Origin of the sequence: Larkinella fluvii, assembly GCF_051857545.1 — a bacterium.
Taxonomy (GTDB): Bacteria; Bacteroidota; Bacteroidia; order Cytophagales; family Spirosomataceae; genus Larkinella.
In genome coordinates, this window is the sequence record NZ_JBPZHB010000006.1 from 112,914 (window position 1) to 130,007 (window position 17,094).

General features: G+C 53.3%; 15 protein-coding genes. 9 read left to right on the forward strand and 6 right to left on the reverse strand.

Translation table 11 applies throughout. The annotated features are described in order from the left end of the window. The 5 genes from ACS5NO_RS16700 (at position 1) to ACS5NO_RS16720 (ending at position 8,202) form a co-directional block, all read left to right on the forward strand. The gene (locus ACS5NO_RS16700; protein ID WP_439416232.1) at positions 1 to 3,186 is read left to right on the forward strand and encodes a PVC-type heme-binding CxxCH protein; all 3,186 of its coding nucleotides are present in this window, start codon (positions 1 to 3) and stop codon (positions 3,184 to 3,186) included. A 244-nt stretch (positions 3,187 to 3,430) separates the two neighbouring features. After that, positions 3,431 to 4,090, forward strand: a complete 660-nt coding sequence (plsY, locus tag ACS5NO_RS16705; RefSeq protein WP_439416233.1) for a glycerol-3-phosphate 1-O-acyltransferase PlsY — start codon at positions 3,431 to 3,433, stop codon at positions 4,088 to 4,090. 105 nt (positions 4,091 to 4,195) lie between these two features. After that, positions 4,196 to 5,575 (forward strand): dipeptidase, encoded by a 1,380-nt coding sequence (locus ACS5NO_RS16710; protein ID WP_439416234.1) that lies wholly within the window; start codon positions 4,196 to 4,198, stop codon positions 5,573 to 5,575. A 54-nt stretch (positions 5,576 to 5,629) separates the two neighbouring features. Then, positions 5,630 to 6,526 (forward strand): DUF1207 domain-containing protein, encoded by an 897-nt coding sequence (locus ACS5NO_RS16715; protein ID WP_439416235.1) that lies wholly within the window; start codon positions 5,630 to 5,632, stop codon positions 6,524 to 6,526. A gap of 116 nt (positions 6,527 to 6,642) precedes the next feature. Next, positions 6,643 to 8,202: an ABC transporter permease/substrate-binding protein gene (locus ACS5NO_RS16720; RefSeq protein ID WP_439416236.1), complete on the forward strand. Its 1,560-nt coding sequence runs from the start codon at positions 6,643 to 6,645 to the stop codon at positions 8,200 to 8,202. Between the two features lie 3 nt (positions 8,203 to 8,205). Here ACS5NO_RS16720 and ACS5NO_RS16725 read toward each other — a convergent pair whose 3' ends face one another. From ACS5NO_RS16725 to ACS5NO_RS16745, 5 genes are all read right to left on the reverse strand, one after another. After that, the gene (locus tag ACS5NO_RS16725; RefSeq protein ID WP_439416237.1) at positions 8,206 to 9,339 is read right to left on the reverse strand and encodes a hypothetical protein; all 1,134 of its coding nucleotides are present in this window, start codon (positions 9,337 to 9,339) and stop codon (positions 8,206 to 8,208) included. A 159-nt stretch (positions 9,340 to 9,498) separates the two neighbouring features. Continuing rightward, positions 9,499 to 10,857: a TolC family protein gene (locus ACS5NO_RS16730; protein ID WP_439416238.1), complete on the reverse strand. Its 1,359-nt coding sequence runs from the start codon at positions 10,855 to 10,857 to the stop codon at positions 9,499 to 9,501. 110 nt (positions 10,858 to 10,967) lie between these two features. Continuing rightward, positions 10,968 to 12,092, reverse strand: coding sequence for an ABC transporter permease (locus ACS5NO_RS16735; RefSeq protein ID WP_439416239.1), 1,125 nt, complete (start codon positions 12,090 to 12,092; stop codon positions 10,968 to 10,970). Positions 12,093 to 12,112: 20 nt separating this feature from the next. Next, positions 12,113 to 13,057 (reverse strand): HlyD family secretion protein, encoded by a 945-nt coding sequence (locus ACS5NO_RS16740; RefSeq protein WP_439416240.1) that lies wholly within the window; start codon positions 13,055 to 13,057, stop codon positions 12,113 to 12,115. A 4-nt stretch (positions 13,058 to 13,061) separates the two neighbouring features. After that, a complete protein-coding gene (locus tag ACS5NO_RS16745) occupies positions 13,062 to 13,745 on the reverse strand; it encodes an ABC transporter ATP-binding protein (protein ID WP_439416241.1) in 684 nt (227 codons plus the stop codon). A gap of 198 nt (positions 13,746 to 13,943) precedes the next feature. Here ACS5NO_RS16745 and ACS5NO_RS16750 point away from each other — a divergent pair, with 198 nt between their 5' ends. From ACS5NO_RS16750 to ACS5NO_RS16765, 4 genes are all read left to right on the forward strand, one after another. Beyond that, a complete protein-coding gene (locus ACS5NO_RS16750) occupies positions 13,944 to 14,651 on the forward strand; it encodes a MarR family winged helix-turn-helix transcriptional regulator (RefSeq protein ID WP_439416242.1) in 708 nt (235 codons plus the stop codon). 91 nt (positions 14,652 to 14,742) lie between these two features. Next, positions 14,743 to 15,168, forward strand: a complete 426-nt coding sequence (locus tag ACS5NO_RS16755; protein WP_439416243.1) for a DUF4345 domain-containing protein — start codon at positions 14,743 to 14,745, stop codon at positions 15,166 to 15,168. A gap of 143 nt (positions 15,169 to 15,311) precedes the next feature. Further along, the gene (locus tag ACS5NO_RS16760) at positions 15,312 to 15,548 is read left to right on the forward strand and encodes a hypothetical protein (protein WP_439416244.1); all 237 of its coding nucleotides are present in this window, start codon (positions 15,312 to 15,314) and stop codon (positions 15,546 to 15,548) included. A gap of 6 nt (positions 15,549 to 15,554) precedes the next feature. Further along, positions 15,555 to 15,959 (forward strand): type II toxin-antitoxin system VapC family toxin, encoded by a 405-nt coding sequence (locus tag ACS5NO_RS16765; protein WP_439416245.1) that lies wholly within the window; start codon positions 15,555 to 15,557, stop codon positions 15,957 to 15,959. Between the two features lie 45 nt (positions 15,960 to 16,004). Here the strand turns inward: ACS5NO_RS16765 and ACS5NO_RS16770 are convergent, their stop codons facing one another. Continuing rightward, positions 16,005 to 17,075, reverse strand: a complete 1,071-nt coding sequence (locus ACS5NO_RS16770; RefSeq protein ID WP_439416246.1) for a fatty acid desaturase family protein — start codon at positions 17,073 to 17,075, stop codon at positions 16,005 to 16,007. Positions 17,076 to 17,094 lie beyond the last annotated feature (19 nt).

The following is a 17,094-nucleotide window of genomic DNA, read 5'->3' on the forward strand; positions in this document are numbered from 1 at the left end:
ATGTCTAAACCCAGGAAAAATAGCCTCATCGGACTGCTGATTGCCGTTGGATTGGGGCTCATCGCGTTCAGTGCTTTTCAATCAAACCGGGGTTTCTTTTCGGGAGCCGAACCGATTCCGCTCAAAAAAGGGTCGCGCATCATGCTGCTTGGCAACAATCTGGGGTCAAGGATGATGAATTACGACAACTTTGAGACCGAACTACAGGTTCGCTACCCCGATAGCGAGCTCTTCATCCGGAACATGTGCGACGGGGGCGACACCCCCGGTTTTCGGCCCCACGCCAGCCGAAATTTGCCCTGGGCGTTTCCCGGTGCCGAAAAATTTCAGACCGAATACGCCAATCCCTCCCAAAGTGAAGGCCATTTCGAAACGCCCGATCAATGGCTCACCCGCCTGAAAACCGATGTTATCGTCGCTTTTTTCGGGTATAACGAATCGTTTCAGGGGCCGGCCAAACTGGATAACTACAAAGCCGAGCTGGACGCTTTTATCAAATGGACGCTGAGCCAGAAATACAACGGCACAACCGCCCCGCAACTCGCCATCGTTTCGCCCATCGCCTTTGAAGATTTATCTGCCAAAATGGATCTGCCGAACGGCAAAAAGGAGAATGAAAACCTGCTGCTGTATACCAAAGCCATGAAGGAAGTAGCGGAGCAGAACAACGTACTCTTTGTGGACGCCTTCACCCCTTCCCAGCAATGGTATGCCGACAGCGCAGAACCGCTGACCATCGACGGTTCGCAGTTGAACGAAGCAGGCTACAAAAAACTGGGTGTGTTGCTGGTCGATCAGGTTTTTGGAAAGGCAGCCCCCAAAGCGGAAACCAACCGGAAGCTGATTCACGAGGCCGTGATGGAAAAAAACTGGATGTGGCACAACGATTTCAAAATTCCGAACGGCGTGCACGTCTACGGACGTCGTTACAATCCGTTTGGTCCGGAAAACTACCCCGCCGAAATTCAGAAAATTCGGGAACTGACTGCCATTCGGGACAGTGCCATCTGGCTGGCGGCTTCCAAAGGTGAGAAACTGGATCTGGCGGTGGCCGATAAAAACACCTCACCCCTGCCGCCGGTAAAAACCAACTACAACCCGGAGAAAAACGGTAGCTTGACGTATCTCTACGGCAAGGAGGCTCTGGCAAAACTCAAAGTACCAACGGGTTACAAAATTGAATTATTCGCTTCCGAGGAAGAATTTCCGAACCTCGCCAAACCGATGCAGATGTCGTTCGACGGCAAGGGGCGGCTTTGGGTGGCCGTGATGCCAAGCTATCCGCACTACAAACCGGGCGACTCCAAACCCAATGACAAGATTCTGATTTTCGAAGATACCAACGGCGATGGCAAGGCCGACAAGGAGACGGTTTTTGCCGATGGATTACACCTGCCGCTGGGCTTCGAAATCGCGAAAGAAGGCGTTTACGTTTCGCAGGGAACCAATCTGAAGCTCTTTACGGATACCAACGGGGATGATAAAGCCGATAAAAGTGAAATTCTGCTGAGTGGCTTCGACGACCACGACACCCACCACAACAGCCACGCCTTTTGCGTAGACCCTTCCGGCGCCATTTATTCGGGCGAAGGCGTGTTCTTGCACACCAACGTCGAAACGTCGTATGGGCCGGTTCGGGCCACCAACGGCGGGTTTTACCGGTATACGCCCCAGCGTCACAAGCTGGAACGCACCGCCCAACTTTCCATTCCGAATCCCTGGGGCATTGCGTTTGACGACTGGGGACAGCCGTTTTTTGCCGAAACCTCCAGCCCTGATGTTCGCTGGATGATGCCGGGAACGGTATTGCCGCGCTACGGACAGGCCACGCATAAATCCGTTCAATTGGTGGAAGAAGCCCACCGCGTGCGGCCAACGTCGGGCCTGGAGTTTGTTTCCAGCCGCCACTTCCCTGATGAATTGCAGGGCGATTTCCTGATCAACAACACCATCGGTTTTCTGGGCATGAAAGAACACACGCTGGTCGACGATGGAACCGGGTATAAAAGCAAGCACCGGATGGATCTGGTGGTGAGCGAAGACCGCAACTTCCGGCCCGTCGACATGGAGTTTGCGCCCGACGGTTCGCTGTACCTGATCGACTGGCACAACATTCTGATCGGTCACATGCAGCACAACGCCCGCGATCCGCTGCGCGACCACTCACACGGTCGGGTCTACCGGATTACGTATCCCTCACGTCCGCTGGTCAAACCGGCGAAAGTGGACGGGGCTACGATCGAGGAATTGCTGGATAACCTGAAACTGCCCGAATACCGCACCCGCTACCGCACCCGGCGCGAGCTGCGCGGCCGCGATGTGAATCAGGTGTTGGCCAAACTGAAAACCTGGGTGGCGAAACTGGACAAAAACGATCCGCGCTACGAACACCACCTGCTGGAAGGTTTGTGGGTGAGTTGGGGAATGAACAAGGTCGATCAGCCGCTGCTGCGCCAGGTGCTCAAAGCGAAAGATTACCACGCCCGGGCCGCGGCCGTTCAGGTCGTTCGGTACACGGGCCATCAGGTGCCCGACCAGGCGGCTTTGCTGATGCAGGCGGTGAAAGACGACAACAGCCGGGTTCGGCTGGATGCGATTGTGGCCGCGTCGTGGATCGGAAAGGAAAAAGGACTGCCGATTCTGGCCGAGGCCAAGAAAAAACCGCTTGACGACTGGATGATTCATGCTTACGAAACCGCCGTTGCGCACCTGAACGACGTCAATGTCAAAGCGGTAAAGGAAGTAGCTGAAAAAACCACGCTGAAAGGTGCTGAACTGGCGCTGTTTAATAAAGGCAAAGAGATTTACGGCAAGGAAGGCTACTGCATCACCTGCCACCAGCCCGATGGCAAAGGACTGGCGGCCTCCGGTTTTCCTCCGCTGAATGGCACGAAGTGGGTGTCCGGCAACGAAGACCGTCTCATCAAAATTGTGCTGAACGGGCTGCTGGGACCTATCGAAGTAGCAGGCAAAAATTACCCCGGCCAGGTTCCGATGACCCCTTTTGGCGGTCTGCTGAAGGACGACGAAATCGCAGCAGTATTGACCTACGTCCGGAATTCATTCGGAAACCAGGCACCGGCCATCCTGCCGGCGAAAGTGAAGCAGGTCCGGGCGGCTATTGGCAGCAAAAAGGATTTTTATGCGCCGGATCAGTTGCTGAAAGAACACCCGATGGAGAAATAAGTCTATTCCCCACAGTCTGATGGCTGTGGGGAATACATAAAAAATGGTGATAAAGGAATACAATTCATGGTTTTTGTGTTATTAAACGGTAACAAACTCGGTTTTTTTCGTAGATTTGTCATTCAGGAGTTGTTACAACCCACCGGAAATCCCTACTTTTAAGTCTCTGCGCACCTCGTTGAGGTGATTTAAGTTTAGTATGTACTCAATGTCAATCGCACCGCCGAAGCGGTAGATTTCTTGAATGAACGTGTTATTAATCATTGCAACGACCTTACTTGCTTATCTGTTGGGTTCCATTCCGACTGCCGTTTGGTATGGAGAGGGTTTTTTTGGATTAGATATTCGTAAATACGGAAGTGGAAACGCCGGTGCGACCAACACCTTTCGCGTTCTGGGCAAACGGGCCGGTACGGTCGTCATGCTGATCGACGTACTGAAAGGCTATACCGCCACCATTCTTGCCTCCCTGCTGTGGTATTTCGACGTGATCGGAACCCACGAAATTCTGACGTTTAAACTGGTTTTTGGACTTGTGGCCGTTATCGGGCACGTTTTTCCGATCTGGGCCGACTTCAAAGGTGGAAAAGGCGTTGCCTCGCTTTTGGGCATGGTTCTCGCCATTCACCCCGAAGTGGCCGCTGTCTGCATTGGCATTTTTCTGGTGGTGGTCATTGCCTCGCAATACGTTTCGCTGGGTTCGATGATGGCTGCTCTGGCCTTTCCGGTGCTGTTGCTGCTGCGGGCTTTTGGACAAAAAGAGCATCCGCTGTTGATTGTTTTCGGGGTAGTCGTTTTCCTGTTTGTGGTACTGACCCATCAGAAAAACATCACCCGGCTGCTGAACGGCGAAGAAAGCCGGACACGGCTGATCAAATTCCGGAAGAAAGAAGACGAAGAATAAGTTTCAAGCTATTCCTGGTTGCATGACGCCCCGAAGTGATTAACTTCGGGGCGTCATTTTTTGGTACTATTTCCTTTGTCAGTCCGACAAAAACCCATCAACACCATGTTATCAACCTACTTTGCGGAACATAAAGAACGGTTTCTGAACGAACTCTTCGAATTGCTGCGGATTCCGTCCGTGAGTGCCGATTCTAAATTTAAACCCGATATGCGCCGGGCGGCTGAATTTGTCCGGGATAAACTGACTGCCGCCGGTCTCGACAATGCTGCGCTGCACGAAACACCGGGCCATCCGGTCGTTTACGCCGAAAAACTGATCGACGATTCGTTGCCGACGGTTTTGGTTTACGGCCACTACGACGTCCAACCCGCTGATCCGTACGAACTTTGGAACACCCCGCCTTTCGAACCGACCATTCGCAACGAACGCATTTATGCCCGGGGTTCGTGCGACGACAAAGGCCAGTTTTACATGCACGTCAAAGCGCTGGAAGCTATGCTGGCCACCGACGGTTTGCCCTGCAACGTCAAAGTGATGATTGAAGGCGAAGAAGAAATTGGCTCCGATCACCTGGGCAATTTTGTGGCCGCCAACCGCGATAAACTCAAATGCGATGTGATTCTGATCTCGGATACCAGCATCATTGCCAACGATGTGCCGTCGATTGAAGCCGGTTTGCGGGGACTTTCCTACGTCGAAGTAGAGGTGGTCGGCCCCAACCGCGATCTGCATTCGGGCGTCTACGGTGGCGCGGTTCACAATCCGCTCAACGTGCTGTGTCAGATGATTGCTTCGTTACACGACGAAAAAGGCCGGATCACGATCCCCGGTTTTTACGATAAAGTAGACGAATTGACGACTGAAGAACGGGCGGCCCTGGCCGAAGCACCCTTCGATGAAGAAGAATACAAACGCGATCTGAACCTCAAGGCGGTTTTTGGCGAAGAAGGCTATTCGTCGCCCGAACGGGCTTCGATTCGCCCGACGCTGGACGTGAACGGCATCTGGGGTGGCTATATTGGTGAAGGTGCCAAAACCGTGTTGCCGGGCAAGGCGCAGGCCAAAATCAGCATGCGGCTCGTACCGCGTCAGGACCCCGACGAGATTACCGAACTGTTTACGAAGCATTTTATTTCTATCGCTCCGCCGACGGTAACCGTAACCGTAACGCCCCACCACGGCGGTCAGCCGTACGTAACGCCCACCGACTCGGTCGAATTTGAAGCCGCCCGCCGGGCCTTCCGCGAAGCCTGGGGCAAAGAAGCCATTCCGACCCGGGGCGGTGGCAGCATTCCCATCGTTGCCCTGTTTGAGCAGGAACTGGGTGTCAAATCCATTCTGATGGGTTTTGGTCTGGACATCGACGCGTTGCATTCGCCGAACGAGAGCTACGGTTTGTTCAATTTCTACAAGGGAATCGAAACCATTCCGTACTTCTATAAACACTACGCCGAATTGAAGAAAACGGGCGTTGAGGCTTAAAAAAACTCTCTGTTGTCACCCTCCGGCCTGAAAACCGGAGGTTTTTATTGCGCGATGAAACTTTATTTACTGTCCTTTCTTCTCCTTACCGGATCGGTGGGTGCGTTGGCGCAGGATCTGCCCGACACCCTCGTGATTCGCCACGCAACCCTCACCCAGCCGACGTTTCCGCGCCGGGAATTTCTGCCCAAAGGCCACCTCTTCGACCCCATTTTGCTGGACCCCATCGAAGCCCAAACCAGCGTCAGCGTCCTGCCCGGCTACTGGATGGACGGCGACAAATACGACGGCACCATCGTCCCGTTTGCGTTCGGACTTCGAAAACCGCTGATTCGCTGGTATAAATCCGCCGACCGCAGCAGCGAGCTTTCGTTCGACGTGGCTTCGTTTACGCAGTTTGAAGTGTATCACGACGACAAGCTGAACAAACAGAAACGGCAGTTGATGAACACCGATTACCGGCTCAGTTTCCTCTACAACATCAAAGTCCGGAATCACAGTTGGCGGTTGCGGTTGTATCACCTCTCGTCGCACCTCGGCGACGATTATCTGTTTCGCAACCAGATCAATTATTACCTGCCCAATCCGGTTAATTACGAAGTGATCGACGTGACGTACAACCACGAGAAGAACGGTTTACGGAAATACGTAGGCGTCGGCATTGGTCTGCGCAAACCGGAAGAACGCGAGCGACTGAGCGCTCAGGCCGGTTTTTATTACCGCAAACCGTCGCAGGCCTTTGCCCGGTTTGTCGGTGGTGTGGATCTGAAAGTCTGGCAGCAAACCGACTTCCGGCCCGGTGTCAAAGCCGGTTTGGGTCTGGAGCTGGGCCGCACAACTAACAACCTGACGTTCCTGCTGGAAAGCTACACCGGTTTCCGGCCCTACAGCGTCTACGAAAACCAGAAAACCCGCTGGTTCGGCATCGGCGTGTATTTCAATCCGATTTAGATTCATTTTGCCCCAAAATCCCCTGAAGGGGACTTGGACACTTATACTTCAGATGCAAAAGGTCCGGCTCCGGCCGCCCGGCCTTCAGGAGATTTAGGGGCTATCCAAGCACAATCATGCAGGATTTTTTCGACTTTTTGGTTCAACAACGGGACAAACTGGCCGAGCAAACCCTGACACACATTGGCCTGACGTTTCTGTCGCTCTGCCTGGCGTTGCTGGTTGGCCTTCCGCTGGGCATCCTCATCACATACCGCCCGCGTTTGGCTTCCGTCGTCCTGGCAGTCGTGGGCATTCTGCAAACCATTCCGAGCATTGCCCTGCTGGGTTTTCTGATTCCATTATTGGGAATCGGCATCTGGCCGGCCATTACTGCCTTGTTTCTGTATGCTTTATTGCCGATTGTTCGAAACACCTACGTGGGCATTCGGGAAGTGAGTCCGATGCTGAAAGAAGCGGCTCTGGGTATGGGCATGACCACCGGGCAGATGCTAATCCGGGTGGAACTGCCACTGGCTCTGCCGGTTATTTTTGCCGGGATTCGCACCGCCACCGTCATCAACGTGGGTGTGGCCACGCTGGCGGCTTACGTGGCCGCCGGGGGGCTGGGCGAGTTTGTCTTCGGCGGGATTGCCCTCAACAACAGCAACATGATTTTGGCGGGCGCTATTCCGGCGGCTTTGTTAGCGATTTTCTTCGATTTTTTGCTGGCCCGGCTGCAACAGTTGCAGGGATTACAGCTTCGTCGGGTTGCTCTCGTTTTTCTGCTGATCGCTCCCATTCTGTCGGCTTTTTACTGGGTACCGCTGGGGAGTCAGGCAAAGCTGACAGCCGGTTTTGCCCACGAGTTTTACGGCCGCGCCGACGGGTATCCGGGCCTGGTTCGGGCGTATGGTTTGCAGATGACACCCAAACTCATCGACCAGAATTTGATGTACGAAGCGGTTCGTCGCGGACAGGTCGATCTCATCAGCGGGTATTCGACCGACGGACGGATCAAGGCGTTTCAGTTGCGGGTTCTGGAGGATAACAAAAATGCGTTTCCGCCCTACGAAGCCGCGCTGGTGGTTCGAAATGCGATTTTGAAGCAATATCCCGACGTTATTAAAACGCTGCATTTGCTGGAAGGTCGGCTGTCGGATTCGGTCATGACGGAGTTGAACTACCGCGCGGATTTTCTGCACGAATCGCCCGAAGTCGTGGCCCGGCGTTTTTTGCAACAAACCGGCTTGCTGATTCCACCGGTGCAAACCAAACGCGCCGGAAAGATCGTGATCGGCACCAAGATTTTTACGGAACAATACATTCTGGCCGAAATTCTGCGGCAGTTGCTCGAAAACCGCACGACGCTGGAAGTGATTACGAAAACCGGTCTGGGCGGCACCAAAATCTGCTTCGACGCCTTGACGGCCGGCGACATCGACCTTTACCCGGAATACACGGGAACGGGTTTGCTGGTCATTCTGCAACCGCCCCCGGCTCTGGCCGATTCCATCAAATCTGACCGTAAAGCGGTTTTTCAGTATGTCAGTCGTGAATTTCAAAACCGTCATAAACTGACCTGGCTGCCTCCGCTGGGTTTCAACAATACCTACGCCCTGATGATGCGCCGTGCGCAGGCCGACCAACTGGGCATTCAATCCATTTCAGATTTGAAGCGGTATCTGGAGCGGTAACCGTCAGAAAAAACCGTCAAAATCCCCCGCTTTCTGAATCCGGTATGACTTCAGCCATTGCTTCATCAGGGCAGCGTCCTGAAAGGCTTTCAGATCATTTTTCAGGTTCTTAATGCTGCGTTTCAACTCCTGTACGTCGGTTTTGAAGCTAAATTCCAGACTCATCGGTGATGAGACAAACAGCAGCGATTTTCCACTGATGGCTGCAAGCTGCGATTGCAGGCCGTAAAGTTGCTCTTCCAGTTCCTGCGTCTGCTGTTTCAGAATTTTGTTGTAATACTTTAACTGTTCTTCGGCCAGCGTTTCGAGGTGGTCCTGATCGATTCGGTTAAACTCCAGTTGTAACCGGAGCAAGGTCAGCAAATCGCTTTTTTCGTAGGCTTCCGTAATCCGCTTCATCACCTCGGTTTTGCGCAGTTTCTCAGCTTCATCCGGTTCCCGGTCGGGATGAAAGGCCTTCACCAGATCCATGTAAACCGTCCGCACGGCTTTTGTTATGCTGCGTTCTTCGGTCTGTTTTTTGGCTTCCCGCTCCAGTTGTTTTTTGGTTTTGGGCCGCTGGGCGCGTCGCTCCTCGGATTGCCGTTGCTGCTCCTCGAAGGCAGTTTGCTGCTCTTCCAGTTTTTGCCGCAGGTGTTCCGCCATTTTTTCGGGAGAACTCACGTCCGCATCGTCGTCAAACTCAACGCCGAACATACTGCTGTACATCGCCTTCATGGCCTCCGACGTCAGCTCATCGGCTTCGGCCGTGGTGGCATCGAAACCGTCGGGGTCATATTTGTCGTAAATCGGCTTCAAATCATCCCGGCCGTGTTCGGAGATGAGGTCATACGTCAGATTCAGGATGATGTCGATCAGTTTTTTCCGTTCATTGGCCTTGAACGTGCCGGAATCGTGGGCGCGATCAAAAACCCGAACCAGCGCGGCCCGTTGTTCCTGAAATTCGGTCTGCAGCGGCAGGAGTTCGGTCTGAATGCGTTGCTGAATGCGGGTTGAAGCCTCCCGGTATTCCACCAGCTCTTTTTCCAGCGTCTCGATTTTCCGGGTCAGGCGGTTAAACTCCTTCTGGGGTTTCGACAGCATGTCCTTGTCTTTCGTACTCCCGATCCGGATAATCTGCTGGGCTTGTGGTTTCATGGGGCGTTGACGTGATAATTGGCAAAAGTAAGAAAACCCGGTTTGTAAAAAATTCCGGAGAACCGCTCATCCTAAAAAAACCGTTAGCACCTTCTGTTTGCCGGGTGCCGTCAATCGCCGAAATTTTCTTAATCCATTTGCAGATCAGAACGCCCGTTTTTACAAATTCCCCAGCGCTTTCCGAACCTGAACCTGCCCGAGCAATACGTCATAAACCGCCCGCAGGTAGTTGTTTTCGGCCTGTTGCAGGCTGTATTCGCTGTTGCGAAAGTCGGCCAGCAGCAGCGTCCCGGCGTCGAAACGGACGCGGTCGATAGCCAGAATGCTCTGGGCCTGGGTGATGTTCTTCTGCGTTTCGGCGAGGTTTCCGCGGGCCTGATCGAGTGTGTTCCGGGCCGCCCGGAGTTCGTAGTCAACGTCGTTTTTCAGTTGTTGAAGCGTATTCTGATTGATCTGGGCCCGCCGGACGTAATCCTGTTTGTTCAACCGCGTTTGTCGCCCGTCGAACACCGGGACGTTGACCCGCAGACCCACGTAATTGTACGGAAACCAGGTTCCACCCTGGAATGGATTGAAGGCATCGGAAAATTGCTGGGCGAAATACGCGCCGTAGGCCGTTACGACCGGTGCCAGCCGGGCCTGTTCCCGGCGCTGGTTGAGTTCGTTCACCTGCCGGTTCAACTCTTCCGTCCGCAGTTCCGGGCGATTACCGGCCGTTAGTTCCAGCGTTTGAAATTCCGCAAACAAGGCCCGGAGCGAATCGGCGGGTTCAACGGGTTGCGGAGCGTTGATGCGGTACCGGAGATTTTCCAGACTCAGCGCATAGTCGCGCTGGTCGTTGCGGTAGGTCAGTTCGGCATTGCTGAGGTCCAGCGAAAACCGGTCGAACTCGCTTTCCAGCAACGTCCCGGCCTGAAAACGGACCTGCGCCTGTTCCAGATAGCCCTGCGCCCGGCTGCGGGCGCGTTCCGACAGCCGCTGTTTTTCGCGATTGAAAACCGTCTGGTAATAGGCTTCGGTTACCTGTTGACGCACCTCGACATTCCGGCTTTCCAGTGTCACCTGCTGATTTTCAGTATTCAATCGATTGATCGAACGATCGATGCGGCTTTGGGCGTCGTAGACTTTCTGTTCGGCCTGCACGTTCAGAATGTTGTTGAAAGGCGTACCAAACCGCAACACCAGATCCTGTCCATTGGCGAACGGCGCATTTTTGATTACACTCCGTTGAATCTGCGTGTTCCAGCGGAAATCGGCTCCGGCATTGAGTTGCGGCTGCCACTGGGCGCGTCGCCGGGCTTCGTCATTCTCCGTAATAAGCGTCTGCAACCGCTGATTCGTCAGTTCCAACCGATTCGCCTGCGCCTGCTGCAACGCCTGAGCGAGCGTAATCTTATTTTGTCGTGATTGAGCGCATGAGTGATTGAGTGCAAGCACGCCGATAATTAAGAGCGTGAATCGGGTGGCCGCGGTGGGGTGAAAGAGTAGAAAAGAGAGTAATTTGACTGCCAGTTTCATGTTATGTCTTGCTAAAGAAATGTGCTGAAAAATGTTGGCAAATTGCCCCTGAATTCCGAAACGCCGACGCGGGATTCAGAAGCAGCAGCGAAAGTCTTAACGCAATGAAATTAGCCCCTGAAAACCGTGGCCGGTTCCAGCGAGTTGATGCGCCGGATGGCGAATACCGAACCGCCCAGCGAGATAACCAGCGTGATGACGAACAGGGCGTATTCAAACCAGATCGGGAAGAAAAACAGCGTTCCCGACTGCGCAATGCCCAGCCGGAAAGCCTCGGCCAATCCCCGACCCACCACGTAGCCCACGACGGCAAACAGCAGCGCCTGGGTCAGAATCAGGCGGCTGACGTAACCGTTGGTAGCGCCAATCGCTTTGAGGGTGCCGTAATCCTTGATGCGGTCGATGGCCGCCGAGTAGAGCGTTAGTCCGATGATGACCAGTCCGGAAATGACCGCAAAACCGATCAGACTACCGAACGAAGCCGCAATGCCGTTGGTGGCTAACACGGTTTTGACGGTGACCTCCGAGAGATCATCGGCATTCCAGGCCCGCACACCGGTGATGCTCTGGTTAATCTGCTGAATAACCGTTGCTTCCAGGACACCGGTTTTGGGTTTGATGAGGTAAAAACTCACCTTGTTGGTCGGAACGTTGGCCAGATACCGGGCGCGTTCGATGGTCGTGAAGGCCAGTAATCCCCCGCCAAACGACCGCGCGCCCCGCGTCAGACCCGCGTTGTACACCTTTTTTCCGTTGACTTCGAAATAATCGCCGGGTTTGAGTCCGCCGAGGGCTTTGGCGTCGTAGAAATCGGTAATCAGCGCGCCTTCCGGAATCATGTCGGCCGGTTTGGCGGTGTAGAGCCGCCACGGGCCACCGACAAAAGCGGGGGCTTCGGAGCCGATCAGCGAAAAACCGCTCGTGGTGCCGTTGGCAAATTTAGCCCCGGCCCCGGCGATGACCACCGGATAAACCCGCTCTACGCCCGGCAGCGAACCGATTTCGTAACCTTTCCGAACGTCGAGCGGACTGAGCTGGTTGGCGTTGGTCGTGGTTTCGTCCGTCACCCAGATGTAGCCCTTGTTGTTGTCAACAATGCTCCGCATGGCGTCGGTCAGGAAGATGAAAATACCGGCCTGCTGCCCCACCAGAAACACCGAAATAACGATCCCCGCCAGTGCGCCGAGCGACTTGGCCACATCGTACCGGATGAATTTGAACGCGATTCTAAACATGGTAAAAGGCGGTTTTTGCCTTATTGAATGGAAATGAGACATTCGACCCGGGCGCCGATGATGACTTTGCCGGGGTCGTCCAGTTGCACCCGAACTTCGCGAACGCGCCGGTCTTCGAGGTTGGCGGCATTGTCGGCAAAGAGCGATTTTTTGCGGAGGTAGGGCGACGTCAGCACCACCGTTCCCGTGGTCAATCGTTCGTTGCTACCCTGGGGCCGGATGTAGGCTTTCTGGCCCACTTTCACCTTTAGCGCAAACAGTTCGTCGATTTCGGTCAGGGCCACGAGCGGACCCGCCGGGGCAAAATCGCCGATGGACTGGTTGCTGGACAAAAACTGGCCGACTTTGGCATCCAGACTGAGCAACGTTCCATCTTCGGGTGCTTTCACGGTTTTCAGCCCGGCCACCGTCGAGGCATACTGGATGTCGGCCCGGAGTTCACTGATGCGCCCCTGAGCCTCCCGAACCTGGGCTTCCGACGCCCGGATTTGCTGTTGCAGGTTCGTCACTTCATACTTCGAATCGTCCAGATACTTCTGCGTCAGCGCTTTTCCGGCAAACAGCGTCTGGTTCCGTTGCAGATCGGCTTCGGCTTTCTGGAGTTGTACGCGCAACGTCTGCACGTTTTGCCGGGCGGTTTCAATGGCGTCCTGCTGGGTTTTGATTTTGACGCTGGCCTGTCGTAGTTGAGCCGATTCGACGGCGTTATCCATCGTCAGAATCACCTGCCCTTTTTTCACTTCCTCGCCGATGTTGACGGCAATGCTTTTGACCAGCCCACCGGTTTCGGCCGATAGCTGGCTGATTCGCTTTGCCGGCTCGATCACCGCGATGCCCAGCACCTCGTCGATGCGCTTCGGCGTTTGCACTGTCCGAACAGAATCCTGCGACTCCGCAGTCTTGTCTTTGCTGCCTCCACAGGACGCGAGTCCAATCAGTAGACCAAATAAGTAAACCGGTTTCATAGCCTTAGTCGTTAAATTCGTTCACTTCGTTTACTACCCCGTTATCGACCTCCACGATTCGGTGGGCGTATTGTTTCAGGCGGGGATCGTGGGTTACAACGGCTACCGACTTGCCTTCATCGGCCAGCGCGCGGAGTTCCTGCATGACAATGCCCACCGAATTTTTGTCCAGCGATGCCGTCGGCTCGTCGCACAGCACCAGTCGGGGGTTGGTGACGAGGGCGCGGGCGATGGCGATTCGCTGTTGCTGCCCGCCCGATAATTGTTTCGGGAGGTTCCGGCGCCGGTCGGTCATGCCCACGGTTTTGAGGGCCTGTTCGGTGCGGGCGCGGGCTTCGGCGCTGTTCACGCCCTGCAGTTTCAATGGCATGATTACGTTTTCTTCGGCGGTGAGCGGAGCCAGCAGGTTGAAATTCTGGAAAACAAACCCGATGGTATTCAGCCGGAGACGGGCCAATTCGCTCTGATTCAACTTATTGACGTATTGTCCATCGACCCAGAGGTCGCCGTAGCTGGGATAAATGACACAACCCAGCAGCGAGAGCAAGGTCGTTTTGCCCGAGCCCGACGGCCCAATGATGAGCAACAGTTCACCCTCGTTCAGTTGCAGGGTGGTGGGTTGCAGGGCCACAATGGTTTGATCGCCGGTTTGGTATTCCTTACCAACGCCTTTTAATTCTGCTATCATCGGTTTTGATAAGCTAAATGCATTCTGTGATGACACTTCGACCAGGGAACCAAAACTACGCTTTCGTAATTATACACTGTATACATTTGCAATATTACTACGAAAACATAATTATTGTTTACTATATTTGAAAAAATATTTTATTTCCGTAGTTAAACAAAAGTGCTAATCCGTTATTTTGTACGAAATCATAGTGATATGGACCGGGGAGAACAGCAACTTATTGATTTAGTGAATGCGTGGGCCAAATACAGTGAGGCTACGCCCGATGCGGATGTGGCCGGCTTTTGTCTGCATTATTTAACCGAAACCGCTCAGCCCGCTGTCCTCAATCAGCACAGCCCGGTGGCTTCTCCTGACGGGTTATACGATGAAAAATGGGTGGAGAGCCTGACGGGAACCGCAAACCGGTCGCTGACAGAGATCCGGCCATCGTCGCGGCTGGCTGCGTTGGTCGGGCGGTTGTCGAAGTATGGTTATTTTTATTCCAAAAAAGCCATGTTTCCACTCAACTTCAAAAGCATTGAGGAGCCGGTTTATCTGATCGTGCTGGCGCAAATGGGAACGCCCAAGAAGAGCGAGTTGATCTACGAAATGATGGTGGAGTTTGCCTCCGGAATCGACGTGGTGAACCGGCTGGTGGGCATGGGGTATATCGAAGAATTTCCGGACGAAAATGACCGGCGTTCCAAACGCCTGCGCATCACCGAAGCGGGTCTGACCATCCTGCAAGAGTGTTTTCCGGTGATGAACCGGGTGGCCGATGTCGCCTACAGTTCGTTGACCGAGGGCGAAAAAGCCCTGCTGATTCAGATTCTGGACAAACTCGACCGCTACCACGCGGAGCATTACAAACTAAGCAAAAACGCCGGGTTCGACGAGGTATATGACCGCATGGTTCCGTAGGTTAATCTTCTGCTAAAATCCTGGTCAAGACCAAGATTTCCGACGAAAAACGTCTGCAACTTTGCCTCGTAAACCAACAACTACGACGAACATGCAAACGCAAACAATTGCAAAACGGGCCGCTCAGGGATTCATCCTGCTGTCGGCTTTGGCTCTCCTCTCGGTCAGTATGATGGCTTTTGCCGACCCCCAATCCGTTATGGATCTGGTTCACGTTCAACTCAACAACTCGGATGCTTTTAGCTCCATTCAGGGCGTTTATGGCGGAGTTGGTCTGACCCTATTTATCAGCCTCATTTACCTCATGCTCAATGACGTCAACAAGGGTCTGGCTTTTCTGTGTCTGCTGTGGGGCTTTTACGCGCTGTCGCGCACCATCACGGTTTTCGCCGAAGGGGCTTTGGGCGATTTTGGCCGGCAATGGCTGGTGACCGAATCGGTATTCTTTGTCATTGCGCTGGTGTTGCTACGGGCCAATTCCCGAACCACGGCGGTTTCGGTTCAGAGGAGCCGCTAATGAAAAATGCCAGCCCGTTGATGGTTGGCGTTTTTTTACACCTTGCATTTTGTACGTATACACAAATACGGTACTGGCTTTACCGACACTCGGGAACAGGTCAATCTAAAAAAGCGTTATATTGGCATTCAAAAGCGACCTTTATGCAACTGACGTATAAACTACCAGTGGATTCATTGAATAGCGGTTTTCTAGAAGCTATCAAGACTCAATTTGCCGGCAAAGAGGTGAATATTACGGTAGAAGATAGCAACGACGCTACCCCTGCAAGCCAGATGGATGCCTTTTACAAGATGGAAAAGCTGCGCAAGAAGCTAAAGAAGGTAAAAGTAGACCCGAGCATGGACCTGTCTGCTCTGGCCAACGAAGTTAATGTGTAGGGTTCGATGATTTATTTTGACACAGACGTCCTCATTAATTATCTGGTTGAACAAGACTCGGCTAAAAATCAGCAAGCCATTCAACTCTACCAGAATGCATCAAAAGAGGGATTGTTCTTTTGCTCTTTGCTTTGCCTGCAAGAATCAGCCTTTGTTCTTGCCAAATTAAAGGTATCTACACGGGATATTGAAAGCCTGGTTGACAGCCTGCTAGCTCCTCCACTTGTTAATTACTCTGTAGCTCAATACCGGAGAGCTATCGAACTGGCAAGGAAAGTTGGATTTCAAAACATAAATGACTGTATCCATACGGCTATTGCTGAAACGTACTGTGCGGAGCTTTATACCTATAACCAGTCAGATTTCAAGCGCATAAAAAAATACACCAATCTGAAAATTACGATATTCTAAGCACGGTACCGAAGCCTGACTTATTGCCCCCTATCCGATTACCAGTCACCCCGCAACCGCCGACGCCTTCTCCGGATTCCATTCCAAAATGGGCCGCACCCGGTATTTCATCAACTCAATGATTTCCTGTTCGTTCTGAAACGCACCGTTGACGTTGACGACGTGTTTGGCCAGTCGATTGTACTGTTTGCTCAGGAGTAAGCCAAAAACCTGTCCATAGTCGAGCCCTTCGAAAATGATGGCTTTGTGGGCCGCATACTGGTCGAGGGTTTTCAGGAAAAACTTGGGATGCTCGCTCCAGTGCATGGCCGGGCGGCAGTGGTGGCTGATGTGATAACCGTCGTTCCAGCACATGCGGTTATACTTGACGTTGATGCAGGTGATGCTGTTTTTGTAGGCATTCGCCGGATCGTTCCGGTCGATGAAAGCGTGTTGCGTCCAGTTGCCAATCATGCCAAAAACGCGCGTCATGACAAACGGAAGCAGAAACACCACAATCGTAGCCGGGGCATTTACCCACAGCAGAACCGCGCACATCGTCAGAAAGAGGATTTCACCGCTCATGGCTTTCACTGCCATTTTCTGGCGGTTTTTCCGCTTCAGATAACCGATCAGTGTGATTACGCCCAGAAAGAAAAAGTTAGCCAGATACATCAGAAAGCCCCTGACGCTGTCGCGCTTGTAGGTCATCGTACTGCTCAGATCTTCGGGCATGTTATTCTCGGGATGGTGCATACCGATGTGGTGACTCTGGTAGGTGTCGGGCGACATCCCGAAGAAAAGCGCCAGAAATGTCGGCATGTAATAGTTCAGCGCACTGTATTCCCGTTTGAACAGCGGACGGTGGGCCGCGCAATGCACCATGAGTCCAAATGGCCCTTTATAAATAGCATACGATGCAAAACAGGCAAATGCCAACACGCCCCACACCCAGCCGGTGATGCCCGGGATGAACAACAAAATACCCAGCGGTACCAGCGTAAACGAGATTTTTAGCGTCAGGTAGACGAACGGCAGGTCGCGGCTGTCCCGGATAAAGCGCAGTAAAAAACGATCGATAGCGGAGGAAGGTGGGGCTACGGAACTAGGATCCTGAAGGGCAGGCAATCTTCTCATTGGCAAACAAATTTCGTGA